Annotated in this window: 19 protein-coding genes, 1 pseudogene and 1 riboswitch; of the genes and pseudogenes, 9 read left to right on the plus strand and 11 right to left on the minus strand. The window is 45.5% G+C overall.

Translation table 11 applies throughout. From position 1 onward, the window contains the following. Positions 1–3 precede the first annotated feature (3 nt). From yacG to trmL, 9 genes and pseudogenes are all read right to left on the minus strand, one after another. Entirely contained in the window at positions 4–243 is a 240-nt protein-coding gene (gene yacG / locus ACH19P_RS04105) for a DNA gyrase inhibitor YacG (RefSeq protein WP_462157225.1), read from the minus strand. 64 nt (positions 244–307) lie between these two features. Continuing rightward, complete coding sequence (pilB, locus tag ACH19P_RS04110; protein WP_462157226.1) at positions 308–1,987, minus strand: type IV-A pilus assembly ATPase PilB; 1,680 nt, start codon at positions 1,985–1,987, stop codon at positions 308–310. 89 nt (positions 1,988–2,076) lie between these two features. Beyond that, positions 2,077–2,697, minus strand: a complete 621-nt coding sequence (gene coaE, locus ACH19P_RS04115; RefSeq protein ID WP_462157228.1) for a dephospho-CoA kinase — start codon at positions 2,695–2,697, stop codon at positions 2,077–2,079. Beyond that, a complete protein-coding gene (locus tag ACH19P_RS04120; protein ID WP_462157229.1) occupies positions 2,690–3,580 on the minus strand; it encodes a prepilin peptidase in 891 nt (296 codons plus the stop codon). Before ACH19P_RS04120 ends, coaE begins: the two co-directional genes overlap by 8 nt. A gap of 9 nt (positions 3,581–3,589) precedes the next feature. Continuing rightward, positions 3,590–4,825 carry a type II secretion system F family protein gene (locus ACH19P_RS04125; RefSeq protein ID WP_462157230.1) on the minus strand — a complete coding sequence of 412 codons (1,236 nt, stop codon included), beginning with the start codon at positions 4,823–4,825 and terminating at the stop codon, positions 3,590–3,592. Positions 4,826–4,918: 93 nt separating this feature from the next. After that, positions 4,919–6,610: a type IV-A pilus assembly ATPase PilB gene (gene pilB, locus ACH19P_RS04130; protein ID WP_462157231.1), complete on the minus strand. Its 1,692-nt coding sequence runs from the start codon at positions 6,608–6,610 to the stop codon at positions 4,919–4,921. Between the two features lie 248 nt (positions 6,611–6,858). Next, the gene (locus tag ACH19P_RS04135; protein WP_462159306.1) at positions 6,859–7,209 is read right to left on the minus strand and encodes a pilin; all 351 of its coding nucleotides are present in this window, start codon (positions 7,207–7,209) and stop codon (positions 6,859–6,861) included. Positions 7,210–7,606: 397 nt separating this feature from the next. Then, positions 7,607–8,448: pseudogene (gene nadC, locus ACH19P_RS04140) on the minus strand (carboxylating nicotinate-nucleotide diphosphorylase). Between the two features lie 18 nt (positions 8,449–8,466). Beyond that, a complete protein-coding gene (trmL, locus tag ACH19P_RS04145; RefSeq protein ID WP_462157232.1) occupies positions 8,467–8,931 on the minus strand; it encodes a tRNA (uridine(34)/cytosine(34)/5-carboxymethylaminomethyluridine(34)-2'-O)-methyltransferase TrmL in 465 nt (154 codons plus the stop codon). Between the two features lie 112 nt (positions 8,932–9,043). Here trmL and ACH19P_RS04150 point away from each other — a divergent pair, with 112 nt between their 5' ends. Continuing rightward, positions 9,044–9,997, plus strand: coding sequence for a cation diffusion facilitator family transporter (locus ACH19P_RS04150; protein WP_462157233.1), 954 nt, complete (start codon positions 9,044–9,046; stop codon positions 9,995–9,997). Between the two features lie 5 nt (positions 9,998–10,002). Here ACH19P_RS04150 and ACH19P_RS04155 read toward each other — a convergent pair whose 3' ends face one another. Then, entirely contained in the window at positions 10,003–10,842 is an 840-nt protein-coding gene (locus ACH19P_RS04155; protein WP_462157234.1) for a 23S rRNA (adenine(2030)-N(6))-methyltransferase RlmJ, read from the minus strand. A 261-nt stretch (positions 10,843–11,103) separates the two neighbouring features. Between ACH19P_RS04155 and zapB the strand changes: the two genes are divergently transcribed. The 3 genes from zapB (at position 11,104) to ACH19P_RS04170 (ending at position 12,725) form a co-directional block, all read left to right on the plus strand. Continuing rightward, on the plus strand, positions 11,104–11,325 hold the full coding sequence (gene zapB, locus ACH19P_RS04160) for a cell division protein ZapB (protein WP_462157235.1): 222 nt from the start codon (positions 11,104–11,106) through the stop codon (positions 11,323–11,325). Continuing rightward, on the plus strand, positions 11,325–11,621 hold the full coding sequence (locus ACH19P_RS04165) for a cell division protein ZapA (RefSeq protein WP_462157237.1): 297 nt from the start codon (positions 11,325–11,327) through the stop codon (positions 11,619–11,621). Before zapB ends, ACH19P_RS04165 begins: the two co-directional genes overlap by 1 nt. A 108-nt stretch (positions 11,622–11,729) precedes the next feature. After that, positions 11,730–12,725 carry an MBL fold metallo-hydrolase gene (locus ACH19P_RS04170; RefSeq protein ID WP_462157239.1) on the plus strand — a complete coding sequence of 332 codons (996 nt, stop codon included), beginning with the start codon at positions 11,730–11,732 and terminating at the stop codon, positions 12,723–12,725. Between the two features lie 97 nt (positions 12,726–12,822). Here the strand turns inward: ACH19P_RS04170 and ACH19P_RS04175 are convergent, their stop codons facing one another. Further along, entirely contained in the window at positions 12,823–15,612 is a 2,790-nt protein-coding gene (locus ACH19P_RS04175; protein ID WP_462157240.1) for a S9 family peptidase, read from the minus strand. Between the two features lie 167 nt (positions 15,613–15,779). Between ACH19P_RS04175 and ACH19P_RS04180 the strand changes: the two genes are divergently transcribed. The 5 genes from ACH19P_RS04180 to ACH19P_RS04200 all read left to right on the plus strand — a co-directional run bounded on the left by ACH19P_RS04180 (position 15,780) and on the right by ACH19P_RS04200 (position 20,449). Beyond that, complete coding sequence (locus ACH19P_RS04180; protein ID WP_347391656.1) at positions 15,780–16,223, plus strand: YaiI/YqxD family protein; 444 nt, start codon at positions 15,780–15,782, stop codon at positions 16,221–16,223. A gap of 22 nt (positions 16,224–16,245) precedes the next feature. After that, a riboswitch (TPP riboswitch) is annotated at positions 16,246–16,364 on the plus strand. 126 nt (positions 16,365–16,490) lie between these two features. Next, positions 16,491–18,440 carry a phosphomethylpyrimidine synthase ThiC gene (gene thiC, locus ACH19P_RS04185; RefSeq protein ID WP_462157241.1) on the plus strand — a complete coding sequence of 650 codons (1,950 nt, stop codon included), beginning with the start codon at positions 16,491–16,493 and terminating at the stop codon, positions 18,438–18,440. Continuing rightward, a complete protein-coding gene (locus ACH19P_RS04190; protein ID WP_462157242.1) occupies positions 18,440–19,447 on the plus strand; it encodes an FAD-dependent oxidoreductase in 1,008 nt (335 codons plus the stop codon). The genes thiC and ACH19P_RS04190 overlap by 1 nt, the downstream gene beginning before the upstream one ends. Before the next feature lie 12 nt (positions 19,448–19,459). Then, positions 19,460–19,657 carry a sulfur carrier protein ThiS gene (thiS, locus tag ACH19P_RS04195; protein WP_462157243.1) on the plus strand — a complete coding sequence of 66 codons (198 nt, stop codon included), beginning with the start codon at positions 19,460–19,462 and terminating at the stop codon, positions 19,655–19,657. After that, complete coding sequence (locus ACH19P_RS04200; RefSeq protein ID WP_462157244.1) at positions 19,658–20,449, plus strand: thiazole synthase; 792 nt, start codon at positions 19,658–19,660, stop codon at positions 20,447–20,449. The last annotated feature ends 3 nt before the right edge of the window (positions 20,450–20,452 follow it).

Here is a 20,452-nt window from a genome sequence, read left to right on the forward strand (position 1 = left end):
ACGCTAATCTTTGAAGAAAGAATCTTCACTCTGAGCTAACATCGCTTCAACTTCTTCAATAAATGCTTGTGCATCACCATGTTTTTGCTCGGTTGATAGCGGGGTAGAAATAGTATTGGATTCAGAAGACCACTCACCTAGGTCAATCAGTTGACAACGCTTCGAGCAAAATGGTCGAAATGGACTCACTTCTCCCCAAACAACATCATTGTTACAGGTAGGGCATTGAACAGTTGTTGGCATTACGAATTATCCTAAGGTGTCCGCTAAGGCCGCCAGTGTAACCAACGGACCGGCAAATTTGAAGCTACAATTGCGTCACGCGATTGACTTCAGAAATTGACGTAACGCCTGCAGCGGCTTTGTGTAGACCCGATTCACGTAGCGTGGTGAAACCATCGTTCTTAGCCAGTCTAGCTAGGTCTAAAGAGCTTGCTCCATCCATAATTGCTTGTGCCAGCGGAGGTGTAATCTCCATGACTTCATACAAACCTGTGCGGCCCTTAAAGCCATCTGTGCACTCATCACAGCCGACTGCTTTATACAATTTCAGGCGACTCAGCTGCTCTTCTGTAAATCCTTGATTTAATAGCTCATCATGGGGAAGTTTATCAGGCTCTTTACAATGCTTACAGAGTTTACGAGCTAATCGCTGGGCAATAACCAACGTTACCGAGCTTGCAACATTGTAGGCTGGTACACCCATATTCAATAAGCGTGTTAGCGTCTCTGGTGCAGAGTTAGTGTGTAGGGTCGACATAACCAAGTGCCCTGTTTGTGACGCTTTAATCGCTATTTCAGCCGTTTCCAAGTCACGTATCTCACCAACCATCACTACATCTGGATCTTGACGTAAGAAAGCTCTGAGAGCGTTAGCAAAGGTCAAGTCAGCTTTAGTGTTGATTTGGACTTGGTTTATACCTTTAACGTTTATCTCTACTGGGTCTTCAGCGGTGGAAATATTACGCTCGGCGGTGTTGAGTATACTTAGACCTGAATACAAAGACACCGTTTTACCCGAACCCGTCGGGCCCGTAACTAGAATCATACCGTGAGGTTGACTTAATGCACGAAGATACTTTGCTTTTTGATCTTCTTCATAACCTAGAGCATCAATACCCAAAGAGATATCTGAGGAGTCGAGAATACGCATAACGATTTTCTCACCCCAAAGGGTAGGCAAGGTACTGACACGAAAATCTATTTGATGACTTTTAGAAAGCGAGATTTTAATACGACCATCTTGCGGTTTGCGCTTCTCGGATATGTCCATTTTCGCCATGACTTTAATACGGGCCGCAATGCGGTTTGCAAGCGCCCACGGTGGGTGAGCCATTTCGTGTAGTACGCCATCAATACGAAAGCGTACGCGGTACTCACCGTCATAAGGTTCAAAGTGTAAGTCCGATGCTGAGCGGTTGATGGCATCTCGTAAAATTTTATTGATGTAGACGATGATAGGCGCATCATCATCTGAATATTGATCTTCATCGACAACATTTTTGGCTTCTTCTTTATGAAGTTCAGCCAGCTCGTCGGTGTCTTTTTGAGATAATTCTAGCGCATGGGTTGCATCGAATAGCCGTTCAATCAGCTTGTCAATGTGCTGAAAGTCTGCCAATACAACATCGCATTGCAAGCCAGTACTGAATTCGTAGTTTTCGAGGGCACCATAATCAGTTGGATCAGAAACAGCTAAAACGAGTTTTGAGCCCTTTTGGGTAAGGGGGATAACCCGGTGCCTGCGAATTAACTTTTCTTTGAGTAAATTTTTGTCGATTCGGTTTTCGTCAAACTGACTAAGATCGAAAAGAGGGACGCGAAATAATTCAACGCATTGATTGAGCAGCTCGTTGTGGCTCATGTTACTGCAACGGACAATCAACTCTGCCGCACTACTACAGCGATCTTGCTCCAGTTTAACCTTGTCATTGTCAAGGCGACCTAGAGTTATAAATTTACGGATCAGTGGCGAATTGATGTTCATACAATACCGATATAACGCAGTTAAAGTCTAATTATAATAAGCTTATAAAAATTAGGTTATTACAGAGTATAACGTTATTGTTGTCTATATTAGCAAGATTGCAAACTAGCTAAGTGTAAATAGCATTGATGATAACGTAATACTTTATTTTTTAGCTCAGAAATAGAGCTCGTATTACTGATGATATCATCACTTTTTCGTACTTTCTCGGTACGGCTCATTTGAGATTCAATTATTGTTCGAATGTGTGACTGCTGTGCACTGTCGCGAGCGCTTGCTCTGGCGACTTGTAGGTCAACGGGCAGGTCAATTAATAGCGTACGGGAGCAATATTTATCTAAGTTATTTTCGAATAGCAAGGGCGCTTCTAAAATCACGTAGCCGCTTTGCGCCTGATTGAGCTGGTCAAGCATTTCAGCCCTAATCATGGGGTGTAGTAGGGCATTCAACCACGTTTTTTCTTCGTTATTACTGAAAATAATGGCCCTGAGTTTCGCTCTATCTAACTCTTTTTCAGGTGTAAGAATATCATCACCGTATCGTGCGGTGATCGTGATGAGGCCCTGAGTACCCGGTTCGACAACTTGGCGAGCCACTTTGTCGGCATCGACAATGTCGATGCCTAATTCTTCAAAGTGCTGGCTGGCGGTTGATTTACCCGAACCGATACCACCAGTCAAACCCAATATCCAAGGCGTAGTATTAGCCAAGTACCATACTCATATATGTTGATTGGATTTGCTCACCCCACAGCAGCGCAATCCATCCAGCTATCGCAATGTATGGGCCAAAAGGAATCGGAGTGGCTTTGTCTTTGCCTTGAATTGACAGCAGAGTGATACCAATAACTGCACCAACAACGCTCGATAGGAGAATGATCAGAGGCAATGATTGCCAACCGAGAAGCGCTCCAAATACTGCGAGTAATTTGAAATCACCATATCCCATACCTTCCTTGCCAGTGACTAATTTAAACAACCAGTACACGCTCCACAAACTTAAATAACCAATTGCAGCGCCGATAATGGCCTCACTTGGTGGGATGGTTATACCAAACACACTCGCAATGAGCGCCAGCCATAAAAGTGGCAATGTGATTTGATCCGGCAACAACATGTGATCGATATCAATAAACGTCAGTGCCACTAGCGCCCAAGTTATTATGATAAATAACAAGGCAAGTGATGTTGCACCCAACTGCCAAGCCACGACCAAACTAATCGCAGCAGTTAATGCTTCAATAGCTGGGTAACGCTTTGATATAGGCGCTTTACACGTTGCACACTTTCCACCGAGTATTATCCAACCTAAGACTGGGATGTTATGCCAAGGTTTGATCTTTGCATTGCACTTTGGACAGCTTGAGCTTGGGGTTATGAGGTTAAAGGTCTTGTTTTCTTCGTTAGAATCCGAGCTATTCAGCTCGTCAGCAAGAAGAAGCCGACATTCGCTCTGCCATTGGTTTTGCATCATTTTTGGAATGCGGTAGATCACCACATTTAAAAAGCTACCAATAGCCAGCGATACTAAAAAAACCGTGGTCATAAAAAACCACGGCTGAGATTGCATCAAATTAATTACTTCTGAGAACATAGGGTTTTACTAACCGCCTACTACTTGTCCTAACTGGAAAATTGGAAGATACATGGCAATAATCAAACCACCAATCAGTACCCCCAGAACGGCCATAATCATTGGTTCTAGTAAGCTAGATAGGCCATCGACGGCATCGTCTACTTCCTGCTCATAGATGTTTGCAACTTTCGCCAGCATGTCATCGAGTGACCCCGATTCCTCACCGATGGCGACCATTTGAATAACCATATCCGGGAATATGTTTGAGTTACGCATCGCCCAGTTCATTGGGTTGCCTGAGCTCACCTCAGACTTAATCTCTAAAATCGCATCTCGATACACGGCGTTTCCGGAAGCGCCCGCCGCTGAATCTAGAGCATCCACTAGTGGAACACCCGCCGCAAATGTGGTCGATAATGTCCGAGCATAACGTGCGACGGCGGCTTTGTTTAAAATCATTCCTATGACAGGCAGTTTTAGAATTGCAGCGTCGACTTTGTCACTGAATTGTTTATTCCTCATTCTCGCTTGTTTAAATAAATAGCCACCAACTCCAAGCCCTATTACTGCTACCCACCAATAGCTTTGCATAAATTCTGAAATACCTATCACCATCAACGTGAATGCTGGTAATTCGGCGCCAAAGCCAGCAAATATTTCTTGGAATTGAGGCACCACGAAAATGAGTAGAATTGATGTTACTAAAGCAGCAACAACAATAACTGCAGTGGGATAAAATAGTGCCTTTTTGATTTTAGATTTAAGTGCTTCTGCTTTCTCCTTATAAAGAGCAACGCGGTCAAAAATTCTATCTAATGCACCCGATTGTTCGCCTGAAGCGACTAGGTCGCAGTATAAATCATCAAAGTATTTAGGGTGTTTGCGAAGCGCTGTACTGAGCGGTTGACCCGCTTTTACTTCATCTCCGATAGTACGTAGCAGTGATTGCATCCCCTTATTTTCTGAGCCATCAGCAATCATGTCGATAGCTTGCACTAAAGACACACCAGCCAACAACATAGTCGCTATCTGCCGTGTTAACATCGCAATTTCTTTAGCTGTAATTTTTTGCTTGCCACCACCAAACAAAGGTCTTGGCTTTTTCTTTACTTTTGATGGGGTTATGCCTTGCTTTCTGAGTTGAGCTTTAACTAAGGCAATACTAGAACCATTCAGTTCACCTTCGAGCTTTTTACCACGAGAGCTAACACCAACCCACTGAAATGTGTCTAGTTGATTTATTTGTTGTTTTTGCTTTGCCATGATTCATCCAAAACCCTGATTTATCACTCTATATTAACATGATGTTTAAGATTTGCTTATTTTAAGTATAAGCTATTTCGATTAATTTGGGGTCTACACATTGGTTACACGATTCACTTCAACCAAGCTAGTCACTCCTTGTGCTGCTTTTTTCAAGCCAGACGCCCTTAGGTTATTGACACCTTCTTGCTTAGCTACAGCTGCAATTTCTAATGAATTACCACCGCGCATAATGATTTCTGCAATTTTAGGTGTGATTGGCATTACCTCATAAATACCGACACGGCCTTTATAACCTTCGGTACATTCGTCACAGCCTTTGGGTTTAAAAATGGATAAATTTACTATCTGGTCTGGGGTGAAACCTTGCTTGACGAGTTCCTCATGGGGCAACGTTTCTTCTTCTTTACAGTGGTTACACAACCTACGAGCAAGACGCTGTGCAATAATTAAGCTAACAGAACTGGCGATATTATAAGATGGCACGCCCATATTCATTAATCGAGTTAGTGTTTCTGGTGCTGAGTTGGTGTGCAAGGTTGATAGCACTAAGTGACCAGTTTGTGCCGCTTTGATAGCTATTTCTGCTGTTTCTAAGTCACGAATCTCACCGACCATGACCACATCCGGGTCTTGACGAAGGAAGGCTCTTAGTGCGTTTGCGAAGGTCATATCTGCACGGGCGCTAATTTGTACCTGATTAATACCTTCGAGGTTTATTTCAACAGGGTCTTCGGCAGTCGATATATTGCGTTCTGTGGTATTGAGAATATTTAAGCCAGTATACAGAGAAACCGTTTTACCTGAGCCGGTAGGGCCCGTTACCAAAATCATGCCTTGCGGTTGAGCAAGTGCGTTCATATACAAGTCTTTTTGTTCAGGTTCATAACCTAATACATCGATGCCTAACATTGCGCTTGAACTGTCCAAAATACGCATAACAATTTTTTCGCCCCACAAAGTAGGCAAAGTACTTACACGAAAATCGATGCTTTTTTTCGCGTTTATTTTTAATTTTATGCGACCATCCTGAGGTTTTCTTTTCTCAGCTAAGTCCATGTGGGACATAACTTTGATACGTGCAGCGATACGGCTTTCTAAATTTACCGGCGGCGAAGCGATTTCATGAAGTACGCCGTCAACACGAAAGCGAATGCGATAGCGTTTTTCATAAGGCTCAAAATGCAAGTCAGAAGCACCACGTTTAATTGCATCCATCAAAATTTTGTTGATGTAAACAATGATGGGGGCATCATCCTCTTTTGAATTGACATCCGTGGCTAAGTTTTTCTTTTTGCCATCATCCGCCTCGACTCCTTCGAGGTCTTTCATATCCCCTTCAGATAAATCGAGACCTGATGCGCTGTCAAATACAGATTCTATCGCTTTGTCGAGGTAATCATAGCGTACAACCACGACTTCTGTTTGCATGCCTGTATTGAATTCATAGTCTTCAAATGCGTTAAAATCAGTCGGATCCGCGGTGGCAATATAAAGTGTCTTACCCTTTACAGCGATAGGTAAAAGGCGATGTTTGCGAATCAGCTTTTCATTTACAAATTCAGAACTGGGGAGAGATTCATTATCGAATAGAGACAAATCAAATTGAGAAACATGAAACATCTGACTTGCACGAGCTTGCAATTGCTCAGGTTTCATATTTGCAGCTTTACAGATTAGTTCAGCTAAGCTGGAATTGTGCTCATTTGAGGTGTTACTTAATGAGCTCAGCTCTAACACCCCCAAGTTGGCAAGTCGTCTAGCCAATGGTGAGTTTAAGTTCATGATTTAGATGGTCTTACAAAGCATTTATATAAATCTAACACATTTAGCGATATCTAACATCATATGTGGGGATTTTTACCAAACACTGAACTCGGAATCCTAATCAACACTAGACTTACTTCGAATTGTTGCTAAGAAGCATAGCGGCTCTTCAAAAGATACTCTGGATTTCTATTTGAATTGGCGTTCTTTACGAGGGAGTAAAAGTAGAGCGCAGGATTGTCCCTGCGCTCCTGTAAGATAATAAATTATGCACCTGGAGTAAGAACGCAATTACCACCGTTTGACATATCACAGCTGATAGAGCCAGTGCCTGGGTCAGCAGGATCTGCAGTTATTGCGGTGTCGAAGTCTACCACAGTGTCAATAGTGTCACAGGCTGACGTGTTAGGAACTGTATATGTAGTAACATTCGGGTCATGCAGTTCTGCAAGTGCTGTCTTTGCATACGCATTTACTTCAGCTAAACAGGCATTGTCAGCCGAACGGATTGTGTAATTTTGATACGCTGGCAACGCGATAGCTGCAAGGATACCGATGATCGCTACTACGATCATTAATTCGATAAGGGTAAAACCCTTTTGTTGTTTGCGGGTCATTTTTTCCATTTTCCTCTCCTAAAGGATTATTGGGCAAAGTTAAGGTAACCTGAGTAACTGGCTTCACAAATGTAAAAACAATCACTCTAAACGTGAACAAAGCCCTAGTTAATTTGGGCAAAAAGCTTCATTCACTAGGAAGACCTAATCACGTTAAGTTAAGCAAAGTATAGTCGATTTTCAAATAGCAACTAGCTTTCGCATTAAATTAACAGCCAATATAAGCTTCCATTGTTACAACTATATTGATTTATAACAAAGTATTACTTTTTTTTACAAACCTAATTCTTTGAAACTAGATGCTACCATGTGATTTTTGCTTTGGGTAGTCCCTTTTATAACAAAATGTAACATCTGTACCTTGGCTTGCAACTTTTTTGTGCACGCTGAACGCAAATTAAAAACGCATTGATAAATCAATTGCTTTTACGTGCTTAGTTAGCGCGCCGCTCGACACAAAATCCACGCCAACGTTAGCATATTGTTGCAGCGTGTCCAGCGTAATGTTACCAGAAACCTCCAATTTTGCCTTCCCTGACGTCATTTTGACCGCTTCACTCACATCTTCCAGAGAAAAGTTATCGAGCATAATGATATCAGCGCCCGCAACTAATGCTTCTTGAAGCTCGGTTAGATTTTCTACTTCCACTTCCACCGGCTTTTCTGGGTGGTTGGTTCGCGCTTGAGTTACTGCTGCAGAAATGCCGCCACAAGCCGCGATATGGTTTTCTTTTATTAAGAACGCATCGAACAATCCAATGCGATGGTTGTGACCACCGCCACATTTTACTGCATACTTTTGCAGTGCACGTAAGCCTGGAATGGTTTTACGTGTATCGAGGATTTTCGTGTTTGAACCAGCAAGTACTTCAGCGTAAACAGAAGCCGCTGTGGCCGTTGCGCTAAGTGTTTGCACAAAGTTAAGGGCGGTGCGCTCAGCCGTTAAAATTGCGCGGGCATTGCCTTTGGCAGAAAAAGCAGCTGGTCGGCAGTGACCTTGTCGCCATCTTCAACTTCAAAAGACAGCTCAACACTTGAGTCTACCTGCTTGAACACTTCCTCTACCAAAGCCTTGCCACAAAATATCGCGTCTTCTCGGGTGATTACTTTTGCATGAGCTTGTTGATTTGTAGGAATAAGTTGTGCGGTGATATCGCCGTCTTGGGCGCTTTGTCCATCTAAATCTTCAGCCAGTGCTTGTGCAACCAAGCGAGAAATTAAATCTGTATTCACAGTCATTACAAAATACCTATAAATTTATACTGCACCGTCGAAGTCGAGCTGACGCCAAGATTCGAAAACAAACACTGCCACCGCATTCGATAAGTTCATACTACGGCTGTTGGCCTGCATCGGAATACGCACACGTTGATCTTCTGGTAAGGAGAAAATGATGTCTTCAGGAAGGCCGCGTGTTTCAGGGCCAAAAAGTAGCGCATCACCTTGCTGGTAATCAACTTCATGGTGATACTTTTTACCTTTAGTTGTACACGCGAAGATGCGCTTTGGCTGTTGTGAGTCGATGTAGCTTTGCAGATTTGCGTGACGCTGAACTTGAGAAAACTCATGGTAATCCAATCCCGCACGTTTAATACGCTTGTCATCCCATTCAAAACCTAATGGCTCGATTAGGTGTAATCGATACCCTGTGTTGGCACATAAGCGAATAATATTTCCCGTGTTTGGCGGGATTTCAGGCTGAAATAATATGATGTCTAGCATAGTGATAATCGGAACATGCTCGCCAACAGGCGTTGCGTGGCTAAAATTGGCGTAAGTATATCAAATTTAGCTACAATAACGCACTCCCAGTGATTTAAAGAGAGCAATTTTGGTGGCCAACGAAGTAAACGATGTAAAACCAGCTAAAGGTAATACCCAAGGTTATGACTTTTGGGTGAAGCTTTCGAGTTTAAGTACGTTGGTGTTAGTAAGCCTTATGATCGCCGCAAAAGCATGGGCATGGTTAGCTTCAGGTTCGGCTGCGATGCTCGGCTCGCTGACAGATTCGCTATTGGATGTCAGTGCCACCTTGATGAACTTTTTTGTGCTTAGTTATGCGCTGAAACCTGCCGATGATGACCATCGCTTCGGCCATGGCAAAGCGGAAGCCTTGGCGGGTTTGGGGCAGGCGGCATTTATAGCGGGGAGCGCTTGCTTACTTGCTTTCCATGCTGTTGAACGTTTTATTAATCCGATTCAAGTAACCCATTCATTACTCGGTGTATGGGTGAGTGTCTTTGCTATTTTCTGCACCCTAGCTGTGGTCTTTGTGCAGTACCAAGCAATTAAAAGAACTGAATCAGTGGCACTTAAAGCGGACTCTTTGCATTATAAAGGTGATTTACTGTTGAATTTAGCAGTGTTGGTCGCGTTGTTATTGGCTTATTTTGGGGTGATGGGGGCTGATCCAATCTTTGCCGTGTTCGTCGCCGCTTACCTACTTTACAACGCATGGCAAATAGCGACAGAAAGCGCAGCTCATCTAATGGATAAAGAACTACCAGAAGAAGAAAAAGAGCAAATTGTTGCTGTTGCTTGCGCTCACAAATCTGTGCATGGAGTCCATGCGCTAAGAACACGACAGGGCGGTAAAATCCGCTTCGTGGAATTTCACCTTGAGCTCGATGACAACATAACCCTTATGCAAGCGCACCGTATAGCTGATGAAGTTGAAGTGCTAGTAAAAGAAGCATTTAGTTTGCAAAAACACCCAGAGTTTGGTGGTGAGGTGGATGTTCTCATCCACCAAGACCCAGTTTCTGCGGTGCGTAAAACTAACCTGTAAGCACGTTATTCAGTGACCAGCTGCTCTGCTCTGTAAAAGCCAGTTTTATCACTGAGTAGGGATACGAGCTCAGGCAACACTTCGTGCATTGTTTGCATCAGGGTGTAAGGGGGGTTGATGGCAATCATGCCAGAAGCGGTCATGCCGTGGACGTCAGTATCAGCACTGGTTGCGAGTTCAAAAAGTTGGATGTTTTTGATGCCGCTTTGAATCAAACGTTGCTCAACTCTATCAATACGTTCTCTATCTACCACCGGATACCACAACAAATAGGTGCCGCTATTGAATCGTTTATGCGCTTTGACCAAGCTATCTACAGCCTTGTCATAGTCGGTTTTGATCTCATAAGGCGGATCCATCAATACACACGCTCGGCGTGACAGTGGTGGCACCAGACCTAACAAACCTTGAAAGCCATTTTCGCCTTTCACACGCAAAGAGCGTTTGCCGGCCATATTTTTCTCAAGCAAGGCTAAATCTTGCGGGTGTAACTCAAAAAACCAACCCTTGTCTTGTTTGCGTAGGAATTGCTCAGCCACTTTCGGGGAACCAGGATAGTGCGCAAGAGCATTAGTTTCATTGAGGCTCTTGATTAAATCTACATATTCAGTGATAGCCGCTACTTTGCCATGGTATTGCCACAATTTCGCGATGCCATCTTCGTACTCTTTGGTTTTTTGCATGTCTGCATTTTCAAGGGCAAAGTAGCCAGCACCGGAGTGCGTATCAATGTAATCAAAAGGCTTGTCTTTTTTCACCATATGTTTGAGTGACTGTGCAAGCACCAGATGCTTTAAAACATCTGCAGGATTTCCGGCATGAAAGGAGTGGCGATAACTGAGCATAGTGATTCCGTAACTGTGTGTATAAACGTATTTTACTGATATTTGCCTAGGAGCGACAGGCAAAATCGGCGCATCTTAAAAATAACTAAAAGGTTAAAAATTAATCTGATTACGTAAACACCCGCTGAACTAAAGTCGTTTGAAAATGAACCGCTTGTTAATACTGGCAAAATTTACAGGAAATCGGCTACAAGTCCTAGCTTCGCTGGTCATATTGCTTTACATTTGCATACTCTAATCAACAGTTTAAAGAGCGCATTTATGAATCAAGATACCCTTTCCCAACTCGAACAACTGGTCGATAAACTAATTGCACGCAATTCAGAATTGAGCCAAGAAGTAACAAGTCTGCGTGAAAACTACGCAAAGCTCCAAGACGAGAATGAAACTCTGCAACTTGAAGTACTAGAAAGCGAAGAGAAGCAAAAAGAAACGAGCACCACCTTGAGTTCGCTACTTGAGAAACTTCAAGCGGCTAGCTAATGAGTGACCAAGGGAACAGTGTGAAGGTTAACTTGCTTGGCAAAGAGCACCAATTTGCGTGCCCTTCAGGACAAGAACAAGCTTTGCGCGCTGCTGCCGAAAACTTAAATATCAGCGTTGAGCAAATGCGTACGCGTTCTGCAGTTCGAAACGATGAAAAAGCGCTCCTTATGGCAGCACTGAATTTGTCTCACGAATTGTTGGAAGCAAAATCGCAGCTGCAGCAACGTAGCGTTCAAGAGCACGCACTGTGCGACAAGCTCAAAGCAGCTTTGAATGAACATGAACCGAAGTAAAGGCGCGATCAGCGCCTTTTTTATAGCCTGATTTTCTTTGTAGTCTATAAATACACTGCGCACTGCTGCAGAAAAGATAATAAACGTCATCAGATTCAGAGGAAAGCCATGAAACGACAATTAGCTACTCTCATTGCCGCGCTAGCAATAGCAAATCAAGCACATGCTCAGCAAACGTGGCACAGGGCCTCCCCACATGTGGACTTTGTACAACAAAGTGAAAAGCTGCGTTTTTATGATTCCAACCAAGCACTCGTTCAAGGGGAGAAGTGTGCGTTGTTGGTTGATGCGCCAGGAGAGTTTGCACAAACTGAGGCGTTCATTACCCAACTCAAAGGTAAATTAACGGTACCGCTTTGTTACCTTGTGGCCTCACACGCCCATGATGACCATTTATTGGGATTAGCCATGGTGCAACAGCAGTTCCCTGAAGCACAGCTGGTTGTCCATGAGCTCTTAGGCACATCGTTTCATCGCGCTCACGAGCAATTAAATAAGCGCTTAGATGGATTTGCGAAAAGTATCGCCTTAAGCGAGCAACGTATGGATAAGCTCCCTGAGCAGGAACAGGCGCCGTGGCAAGAGAAAATCAATCGCGCCCAAATAAGGCTCACGCAGTGGCAAAGCCTTAAATTTGCAGATCCAAAACTCGTTATTTCTAAGCCTAAGTTACTCGATTTAGGCGGCTTGCCGGTGCAGATCATGCCCTTTGCTGCGCACACAGAAGGCGATTTAGTGGTATTGGTCGAGGATGATAAAGTGCTGGTAGGTGCCGATATTGTTGATACCTTGCCGTATCCCGGCGAGGGAGATTTTGATGTGTGGCTCAACACGCTTACCGGATTTTCCGCATTACCTGTGAATTTCGTTCTGCCAGGGCACGGCGAGATGATGCAATCTTCTGAGTTACAGGCACCCGCTAAATGGCTCAAAGCCATTCAAGCGCATGTACAGGCAAATCCAAGTATGGATTTGGCGGCGTTGGTGGAGAGCTTCCCGAAAGACTTTGAGCCTAAAGAAGAGGGCTTACAAAAGCGTGCTTATGCGATGTTTTTGGAAGCAGGTATCAAACGCGCAAAACAACTCGCAGATAAAAGCGAATAAATGCAGGTGATACTGCAAAAAAAGGCAAACCAATGTGGTTTGCCTTTTTCTTACGCTGAGCACAGTCCGTGCTCAGATAATTTGCATTTAATCCGTATTATTCTTCAGCAAACTCAATGCCTTCGGTCATCCATGTTGGTGCAGGCTTGCCTTTGAGGTGATGGTCAAAGTACTGCATCATGCGAATCGAGAAATCGACCTGATTCGGGAACTTCTTGAGGTGATGCGGTTCGCCTTCATATTCTAAGAAAATCACATCTTTTCCTGCACGGCGCAGCGCGAGATAATATTGAATACCTTCTTGCCATGGTACCGCGCCATCGTCATTACCGAACATGATCATGATCGGTGTATTCACTTTGTCAGCAAAGAACACCGGTGAATTTTCAATATACAGCTCAGGGGCATCGTATAGTGTCTTGCCAATACGACTTTGGCCCGTTTCGTACTGGAACTGACGCGCAAGACCTGATTTTAAACGAATACCACTGTATGCCGAGGTCATATTTGAAACCGGCGCACCAGAGACAACCGCTTTAAACATATCGGTTTGCGTCACCATAAATGCACTTTGGTAGCCTGCCCACGAATGGCCTTGTAAACCAATTGCATCTGGGTCAGCAACACCCGAATCAATCAAGGCTTGTGCTGCATTAATCATGGTTTTAGTTGATGATGGCCCCGGGTGACCAATCTCAAAACGAATATCCGGTAAGAACACCGCGTAACCATTAGACGTAAACATCGGGAAGTTAGGACGGTGATTCAATTCCATTTTGGGGAAATCAAAGCGGCGTTGGCTCATGTAGCGGTAAAAATAAATCACTACTGGTACGCGTTTGCCTTCAACGTAATCTGCAGGCTTAATCAATACGCCTTGCAAATCTTCACCGTCATAACCTTTGTAACTTACCAGTTCAGGCTTTTGCCCCCACTTGAAGTTGGCTAATTGTGGGTTGAGATCCGTGACTTGCTTAGCATTTGCAAGGTTTTCACCTGCAACCCAATAATCAGGGAATTGCGAGTAAGTTTGTTCAGTGAATAAATACGTTTTCGCCTGTTTGGCTTTTTTCACCACATCGAATCGTGCATCCCCATCGCGCAACATGCTCAAAGAGTTATCCGCAAGGTTCAACTGTGCAACGCCCGTTTGTTTGTTTTGCAGATCAAACACGCTCAGCATGATTGCTTCATTGGCAGCAAAGCCGAGCTTATCGCTATCAAGATTGATTGCGCGGTACTGTTTGTTGCTGTTCTTGCCAGAAGTGAGCGCTTTTGCCTCGCCAGTTTTAACATCAAATGCCCAAATATCATGCTTTGAGTTAACTAGCACTTTGGAACCATCTGCGTACCAACCCGCTACACCGTAACTGCTGATTGGAGATGGGTAGTCATGTTGATCGTCAGCAAATACCGCATTAATTGCTTTGCTTAACGGTTTTACCTTGTTGCTGCCCAAGTCTTTGAGTTGCCATACGCCTTTGTCAAAGAAAACCGCATGTTGCCCCGTGGGGGAGAGGCTAGGACGATGCGGGTGTTCGGCCACAATGAGTTTTTTCTCACCGGTTTGCACATCAACCGCATAGTAATCACTGTAGAAGCCCTTGTAGGTGATTTGTGCCAAGTAGGGCTGATTGTTGTAACCAAGCAGGTAGCTGGCTTCTTTATTTAAACGTAGTTCTGGCACTTGTGCGTCTGCAAGTTGCACAACTTTGTCACCATCAAGATGGTACACCGCCTGGTAGTGGCGATATTTGTTTTCTTCGTTCCAGGTAATCTCTGCACGTGGTTTAATTTCAGCGTCGCTGTGGTGCCACATATTCATCTTAGCTTGCGCCATGATGGTGTCGTAATCACGCAGTGATTGCTTGTCTTTGTACTTGTACTCTTTCGCTTTGGGCTCAAGATTAGGGCGCGCCGTAAAGTACAAACGTTTGCCATCTTCTGACCAACTTAGTTTGCCTTTTTTACCTGCTTGCCAATTGCTTTTTAGGTCGCGTAATTGGTTGTCTTGCACATTGAAAAGCATCGTGCGGTAGTTACGGCGACGACTGTCGTCATTTACATAGTTACCCGCATTGAAAGCGACTAAATTCTGGGTGGGGTGCCAGTCAATAGCGCTTAGGGTGACGCCTGGCTCATCAATTAAGGTCGCCGTTTCTAAGTTCTCTAACGTTATAAGGTTGACTTGGTTGGCACTGCCATCTGCACTGATGCTGTTATAGAGCATGGCTGAGCCGGTGTGGCTAAGTGCATAGTCGAGTACTGATTCGTACGTACTTTGTTCGCCTGATTTTAGGTCGACCAAAATCAGATTAAAGGCCTTGTCTTTCTTGTCGGCTTTAATTTCAGCCTTTTTATCTTTTTTTGCGTCGCCAGGCTTGTCTTCATCATCCGCTTTGTTTGCTTTGACATCATGACGATACGCGAGCCAGCGACCATCGTCTGACAGTTGGTAATCTTTGACCTCGGTAAACACTTGTTGCTCACCTGTGGCAGTGTTCACTAACACAAGGTTGTTTTTGAGCTTTTCTTTTGCTTTTTTATCCGCCGTTTCACTCTCGAGCAGAGAGGGCACTTGCATAAACGCAGCCCATTGGCTGTTTTTATTGAGTTGTGCTTTGGTACCGCGTTCAACCGAACTGATCAGTGCATTAGTTTCAAGGTTATACACGAGGCCTTGTGCATCGCCGCGATAAGGTGTTGAACTAAAAGCTAAAAACTTACCTTGCTCACCAAGGACTGTTGATTTGGGATAGTTAAAATCGAATACATCGCTGAATTCGAGAGCCTTTTTGGCACTCTCTGAGGCCAATGCGTCGGTGCTCGCCAGTGGACTTAGTGTTGCCACAAGCGCTGCGGTTAGTAGGGTTAATGCAGGTTTCATAAAAGCCGCTTCCTTATTATTTTTGCCCCATTGTATGCGATTAAAAATCAAGCGCGAATAAACGCGATAAATTACTTCTGGAGACGATGAATCGCCAAGGTAAGGAGCCGTTTTTATTTGTGATGATGGCGCGTATACTCATGTTTTAAATTTTAGTGATGATGCCTATGACTATTTGGGTTGATGCTGACGCCTGTCCGGTGGCAATTCGCGAGATTATTTGTCGCGCAGCAGTAAGAACAAAAACCACCACAGTATTTGTGGCTAACCAATATATTCGTTTACCCGCGTCTGACTTTTTACGCATGCAACAAGTGATGCAGGGTTTTGATGTCGCGGATAACGAAATCGTCAAGCAAGTGCAAAGCGGTGAACTGGTGATCACCAGTGACATCCCACTGGCATCGGAAGTGATAGATAAAGGCGCGTTGGCCTTAAATACGCGTGGCGAGCTCTATACTAAGGAAAATATTAAGTCACGCTTGAATATGCGGGATTTTATGGACACACTGCGCAGCAGCGGTATTCAAACTGGTGGCCAACCGCCGCTGAGCGCGCAAGATAAACAACAATTTGCGAATCACCTTGATCGTTGGCTTGCACAACGTTAATCATCTAGGCTAGACTGCTGGCGAAAACTTGTCGGAGTGCCCTAACCAAATTATTTGGTATATGAGGGCTGAGATCGCAATTGCGGGATCCGTTAACCTGATCAGGCTCATACCTGCGTAGGGAACAAGCTAGCCTCGGCACGCTTGTGCCATTTGGCACAAAATAAGCCCAGCCTCAGCTGCGCGCATGCGCACGGACCAAAGGCAAATACCCTTGGTATTGCCACCTCCAGACAAGACTAACTCAACCAATAAGTGAGCAATGTCATGTCAACAACGAACAAACCAACTCGTCGTCAAACTCGAGAAGCAGCAGCCAACTATATTCATAACCTGACTGGTCAGCCTTTTCCAAATTCGCACAAAGTCTATGTTGAGGGCGCACATCCGGGCGTGCGCGTGGGGATGCGTGAAATTACCTTGAGCGACACCTTTGTCGGCGGCACAGAAGAGAACCCAGTGTTTGAAAAAAACGCGCCTATTCGAGTTTACGATACCTCGGGCCCATACACCGACTCTAGCTTTGAGCTCAATGTTCGCAAAGGCTTACCACAAATGCGCCGTGCTTGGATTGAAGGGCGTGACGACACCGAAGTTTTGCCAAGTAAAAGTTCGCAGTTTGCCCAGCAGCGCATGGCAGATGAAGGCTTAGATCATATTCGCTTTGAGCATTTACCTGAGGTGCGCCGCGCCAAAACGGGTAAAAATGTAACCCAAATGCACTATGCCCGCCAAGGTATCATTACCCCAGAAATGGAGTACATTGCTATTCGTGAAAACATGGGCCGTGTACAACTGAGTGAGCAGCTGCGTAAAGAGCAACACCAAGGGCACTCTTTTGGTGCCAGCATTCCCGAGTTCATCACACCTGAATTTGTGCGCGATGAAGTCGCTCGTGGGCGTGCGGTGATCCCAAACAACATTAACCATCCAGAATCAGAACCGATGATCATCGGTCGTAACTTCTTGGTAAAGGTGAACGCCAATATCGGCAACTCATCAGTCACTTCGTCGATTGAAGAAGAAGTGGAAAAAACGGTGTGGGCGACGCGCTGGGGTGCCGACTCCATCATGGACTTATCAACGGGCCGCTACATTCACGAAACCCGAGAATGGGTTGTGCGTAACTCGCCTGTCCCAGTGGGTACAGTGCCGATTTATCAGGCGCTTGAGAAGGTCAATGGCGTAGCCGAAGATCTCACATGGGAGATTTTCCGCGACACTTTGATTGAACAAGCTGAGCAAGGAGTGGATTACTTCACCATCCATGCCGGCGTATTGCTGCGTTATGTGCCGATGACAGCAAAGCGAGTGACGGGCATTGTTTCACGCGGTGGTTCTATCATGGCGAAATGGTGTTTGGCGCACCATAAAGAAAACTTTCTCTACACCCATTTTGAAGAGATCTGTGAGATCCTCAAACAATATGATGTGTGTTTCTCGTTAGGGGATGGGTTGCGTCCGGGCTCGATTGCTGATGCTAATGATGAAGCGCAGTTCAGTGAATTACGCACCTTAGGCGAGCTGACCAAGATTGCATGGCGCCACGATGTGCAGGTGTTTATCGAAGGTCCGGGTCACGTGCCAATGCATATGATCAAAGCCAATATGGATGAGCAACTGGCGCACTGCGACGAAGCACCTTTTTACACGCTTGGGCCGCTGACCACAGACATCGCCCCAGGTTACGATCACTTCACCTCGGGCATTGGCGCAGCGCAAATCGCCTGGTATGGCTGTGCCATGTTGTGTTACGTGACGCCCAAAGAGCATTTAGGCTTGCCGAATAAAGATGATGTAAAAGAAGGCCTGATCACCTACAAAATTGCTGCGCATGCCGCCGATTTAGCTAAGGGTCACCCAGGTGCGCAAGAACGTGACAATGCCTTATCTAAAGCACGATTTGAATTCCGTTGGCTTGATCAATTTAACCTGGGTTTAGACCCAGAACGAGCGCGTGAATATCACGATGAAACTTTGCCGCAAGAGTCGGGCAAAGTCGCTCACTTTTGCTCCATGTGTGGTCCTAAATTTTGCTCGATGAAGATCACACAAGAAGTACGTGATTACGCCAAAGATCTGGAGCAAAGAGGCATCGACCCAAGCACCTTAGGTGAAGAAATTAATGTGCGCATGGTGGATGTGGAATCTGAAATGAAAGCCAAATCTGATGAATTCAAAGCTTCGGGCAGCGAGCTTTATCATAAGGCTTTTTAATGAAAAAAGTCGCAATTGTTGGCTTTGGTGTGTGCGGTCGGGTGGCCGCACTCATGCTTGCGAAGCAATATGAAGTGCACGTGTTTGAGCGCGATGACGCACAGGCACTAAACAGCGCGGGTTATGTGGCGGCAGCTATGTTGGCGCCGCTTGCAGAGTCCGTGCATGCGAGCGCAGAGGTCGTGCAATTAGGGGTTGAGTCATTAGCGTTGTGGCCTAAGTTGCTGGCGCAATTAGAGGCTGAAGTGTTTTTGCAAACAGCTGGTACGGTGGTGGTGGCACATGCGCAAGACAAAGGTGCGATGACCCACTTTTGCCAGCACCTAAAACCCGCACTTGCAGGCACACATGTGCCACAAACGCTGAACCAGCGCGAGTTGGTGAAACTGGAGCCACAATTAGCGGCGCGTTTTCACAGTGGCGTGTATTTACCGGGTGAAGGGCAGCTCGACAATCTTGGTTTTTACCAGCAAAGCTACGAATCCTTGAATAATCGTGGTGTGCAGTTTCATTTTCAAAATGAAACCACCCCCGAGTTGCTCAGTGAACAGGGCTTCACTGCGGTGATTGATTGCCGTGGACTCGGGGCGAAAAGCGCAATTAAGCTGCGTGGTGTGCGCGGGGAAGTGGCACGTGTTATTGCTCCTGAAGTGACCCTCACTCGGCCAGTACGGTTAATGCATCCGCGTTACCCCATTTATATCGCGCCTAAAGAGCATGGGCATTTTGTCATTGGTGCTACGGAAATTGAATCGCAAGACTTGCGCCCCCCGACAGTACGCAGCACCTTGGAGTTATTATCAGCGGCGTATTCTGTGCACAGCGGCTTTGCCGAAGCGCATATTGACGCGTTACAAGTTGGCTTACGCTCCGCTACTGAGGACAACAATCCATGTGTGACTCACGAAGGTAACATTACGCGAATCAATGGGCTATACCGCCATGGCTACATGATTGCCCCCGCGGTGGTGAAACAGGCGCTGTCTCATCTCACGACTTCTGTATAAAGGAGAAAATCAATGCAAATCTACATTAATGATGAAGTGTTTTTAGTATCTGAGCTAGCAAGCGCAGAGCAAGCTATTTCGCAGTTCGACGCCAAACCACCTTTTGCGCTGGCGCTCAACGGCCAATTTGTGGCCCAGCAGGACTATGCTCATACACTACTTAAAGCAGGAGACCGCATTGATATCCTCTCTCCTATCCAAGGGGGTTAAATGAGTGACTTATTGAATATCTACGGGCAAGAATTTAGCAGTCGTTTATTAATTGGTTCTGCACTTTACCCTTCGCCGAAGTGCATGAGTGACGCCATTCGCGCGAGTCAAAGTGAGATTGTGACTGTGTCTTTACGTAGGCAGCACTCGGCGGCCGCAGGGGACGACTTTTGGCAGCTGATCAAAGAGACGGGACTCACCGTGCTGCCCAACACCGCGGGGTGTCACAGTGTGCAAGAAGTACTTACACTGGCGCAAATGTGCCGCGAAGTGTTCGCCACTGACTGGATAAAACTAGAGCTAATTGGTGATGAGTACAACTTGCAACCGGACCCTATCGCACTACTCGAGGCCGCTGAAAAGCTCTTGGCATTAGGCTTCAAAGTGCTGCCTTATTGCACTGACGATCTGGTTATTTGCCAACGACTCGTTAATCTTGGTTGTGAGGTTATTATGCCTTGGGCTGCACCAATTGGTACTGGTAAGGGCATACTAAATCCGTACGCTATTCAAAGCATACGCGAGCGATTGCCTGAGGTTACGCTAATCATTGATGCGGGACTCGGAGTACCCTCGCATGCGTGCCATGCAATGGAAATGGGCGTTGATGCCGTGTTGCTCAATTCCGCCATTGCTGGGGCGAATGATCCTGTGCTCATGGCTAAAGCCTTTGCCAATGCCACGCTTGCTGGTAGGCAAAGCTATTTAGCGGGCGCCATGGCAGAAAAATCCACCGCTGTGCCTTCAACACCCACCTTAGGTATGCCAGTATGGCACCAGTTTAACGAGTGAGAG

The sequence above is a fragment of the Pseudoalteromonas sp. GB56 genome (genome assembly GCF_054923835.1).